A 3,008-nucleotide genomic window follows, 5' to 3' on the forward strand; every position below is an offset into this window, starting at 1 on the left:
AACTTCCAGATCGCCCGGTACACGCTGGTTGATGACCGGGCGATCATTGAAAAGTTGGCGACCGATGGCGTCAAGGGCTTCACCTATAACATCAACACATTGAAAAACGCCCAGGGTGTTGCCGTGCTGAGCTTTGTTAAAGGCAAAAGCGGCAGGCTCGATGATTATGGCGATTTTGACAGCTCAAAAGCTCATGTCTGGGAAGCTTTCGACGCCGGTATCGCCTGCCAGACCTTCTGCCTGGCCGCACATGCGAAAGGGGTTGGTACCTGTATTTTTGGCGTGATTGACGACGCTTCCATTGCTGAAATTGTCGGTTTGCCGGAAGAGGAGACTGTTGCTGCGCTGATTGTTTACGGACATGAGGAGGGCCATCCTGAACCAACTCCGCGCAAATCCGTCGAAGAAATTCTCAGGTTTCTGTAAATATTTGAAATAAAGAAGGAGAGCGCGAGATGACCAAACTCTGCTGATTTTATCCGCCACCAGACTGGTCAGGGGCCCAGGAGCATTTTTTGCCTTGGGCCCTTTTCTTGACACTCCAGGGGGAAAGTTGTATGTAGAAAAGCGGCCGCCGGGCGGCTTTTTTTTGTTGGCCCCCCCAGGAGAGAACCGATGATGAATCTGAAACCCGAGGTGGTGGCCTGGCACGGTCTGGGCTGCTCCTCCACCCTGTGCGCCCACGACAAGAGCAAGCGCTGCGGGCGCACCGCCCTGCAGTTCGCCAGCCACTGGGTTGGCCGCACCCTCCTGAAAGGTTGAAACGCGAAAAACTCCATGACAAAAGATACGATTTTTTCCCGCCCCTGGGACAAGGTGGCGCCCTTCGAGTTCAACGCCCAGGTGGCCGCGGTCTTTGATGACATGCTCGGCCGCTCGGTCCCCTTCTACCGCGAAAGCATCGTTCGCCAGGCCCAGCTGGCGGCCCGCTTCTACCAGGACGGCACCCGCATCTATGACCTCGGCTGCTCCAACGGCAATTTCGGGCTGACCCTCTGCCGGCAGATGGGCGAGCGGGATTTCGCCATGGTCGCCGTCGACAATTCGCAGCCGATGCTCGATACCTACCGCCAGCGCCTGGATGAGCAGGAGGGCGGCGAGCGGATCGTCCCCGAGTACGGCGATATCCGCCAGGTTGCCATGGCGCGGGCCTCGGTGGTGATCGTCAACCTGACCCTGCAGTTTCTTCCGCTGGCCGACCGCGATGCGCTGGTTGCCCGCATTTACCAGGCGCTGGTGCCCGGCGGCGTGCTGCTGCTGACCGAAAAAGTGGTGCATGAGGACGCCGGTCTCACCGAGCTGGAGCAGGAATTCTACTACCGCTTCAAGGAGGAGAACGGCTACTCGCGGATGGAGATCAGCCAGAAGCGCGAGGCGCTGGAGAACGTGCTGATTCCCGAGACGCTGGAGGCCCACGACCGGCGCCTGCGGCAGGCGGGCTTCGGCGCGGTGGAAGTCTGGCTCAAATGGTTCAATTTTACCGCGCTGCTGGCGCGCAAGGATGCCTGAGATGCGGCGGTTGCTGGAACAGGCCGAACGGCTCGGGCTGGGGCCCTGGAAGGATGCCCTGACCGCGTTGCTCGAGGCGAAGATCGACTATATTGGGCAAGTCGATGTCAAGGGGCAGCGCTACCTGAACAACCAGGCCGGTCTTCCCGAAATCCGCCCGTCCGATCTCGATCTGGCTGCCGACCGGGTGCGCATCGGCAGCGCGGCGGATCTGGCGCCGGGCCAGCACGAAGAGCTGCTGGCTCGACTGAAATCCCTCTGCCCCTGGCGCAAGGGGCCCTTTTCGCTCTTCGGCATCGACATCGACAGCGAGTGGGTCTCGTCCCTCAAGTGGCGCCGGGTCGAAAAGTCGATTGCCCCCCTGGCTGGCCGCCGGGTGCTCGATATCGGCAGCAGCAACGGCTACTACCTGCTGCGCATGGCCGCGCAAAAGCCGCAGATCGCCCTCGGGGTCGAGCCCTACCTGACCTTCTACTTCCAGTACCTGCTGCTGCAGCACTACGCCCGGCTCCCCGAAGTCTTCGCCCTGCCGGCCACCTTCGAGGAGCTTCCGGTGCTCGAAGGCTACTTCGACACGGTCTTCTCGATGGGGGTGCTCTACCACCGCCGCTCGCCCATCGACACCCTGGCCTCCATGCGCCAGGTGCTGCGCAAGGGCGGCCAGCTGGTGCTGGAAACCCTGGTGCTCGAGGGGGACGGGGATCTCGCCCTGTGCCCGGAAAAACGCTACGCCAAGATGAACAACGTCTATTTCCTGCCGACCGTCCGCTGCCTGACCAATTGGCTGCAGCGGACCGGATTCGCCAAGGTGCGTTGTATCGATGTCACACCGACGACCTCGGCGGAGCAACGCAAGACCGAGTGGATCCAGACCGAGTCGTTGGCCGATTTTCTTGACCCGGCTAATCCTGCTCGCACCATCGAGGGGTATCCGGCCCCGCTGCGCGCTATATTGGTGGCCGAGGCGAAATGAAGGTCGCTGGCAAGGTCAGCGGCGTAAGATATCCCATCTGCTTGAAAAACAATCGCTTTTGCACTCTCCAGTAAGTGGAATCCGCACGCTGCCGAAGGCTCTCCCCGGGCCGGTTCGGGCCATTATGTTGTTGAATTTTGGCCCTTTTTTTTATATAATTCGAGATTAAATTTTACTTGAAAGCGGCCTCTTGTCGGGGGCTGAAGTTATTGGTTTATAACTAAGGCAGGGATTTTCCCTGCAGGGGGCTCAACCATAATGGAACCACGCAGAATCGCCCTGGTGACCGGGGCCAGCAAGGGGATCGGCGCCGCGATCGCCGTGGCCCTGGCCCGCGACGGCTTCGACATCTGGCTGAATTACGGCCGCGATAGCGAAGCGGCCGGCAGGGTCGCCGCAGAAATTGAGCAGGTCGGTGCGGTCTGCACCCTGCTTCCCTTTGACGTGGCCGATGGCGCTGCGGTGAAGGCGGCCCTGGAGCCGCTGCTCGACGCTCAGGCTCCCTTTGTGCTGGTGAATAATGCCG

At 60.6% G+C, this 3,008-nt stretch carries 5 protein-coding genes; all 5 read left to right on the forward strand.

The window, feature by feature from the left end:
• Positions 1-426: nitroreductase family protein (locus tag ABYV89_RS15950; protein WP_432823923.1), on the forward strand; the 426-nt coding region annotated here is incomplete at its 5' end.
• Between the two features lie 189 nt (positions 427-615).
• Positions 616-762: a hypothetical protein gene (locus tag ABYV89_RS15955; protein WP_432823924.1), complete on the forward strand. Its 147-nt coding sequence runs from the start codon at positions 616-618 to the stop codon at positions 760-762.
• Positions 763-777: 15 nt separating this feature from the next.
• Positions 778-1,509, forward strand: coding sequence for a carboxy-S-adenosyl-L-methionine synthase CmoA (cmoA, locus tag ABYV89_RS15960; protein WP_432823925.1), 732 nt, complete (start codon positions 778-780; stop codon positions 1,507-1,509).
• A 1-nt stretch (position 1,510) separates the two neighbouring features.
• Positions 1,511-2,482, forward strand: coding sequence for a tRNA 5-methoxyuridine(34)/uridine 5-oxyacetic acid(34) synthase CmoB (cmoB, locus tag ABYV89_RS15965; RefSeq protein ID WP_432823926.1), 972 nt, complete (start codon positions 1,511-1,513; stop codon positions 2,480-2,482).
• 258 nt (positions 2,483-2,740) lie between these two features.
• On the forward strand, positions 2,741-3,008 hold a 268-nt coding region (locus ABYV89_RS15970), incomplete at its 3' end, for an SDR family NAD(P)-dependent oxidoreductase (RefSeq protein WP_432823927.1).

This window comes from Trichloromonas sp., assembly GCF_041583255.1.
Lineage (GTDB): Bacteria > Desulfobacterota > Desulfuromonadia > Desulfuromonadales > Trichloromonadaceae > Trichloromonas.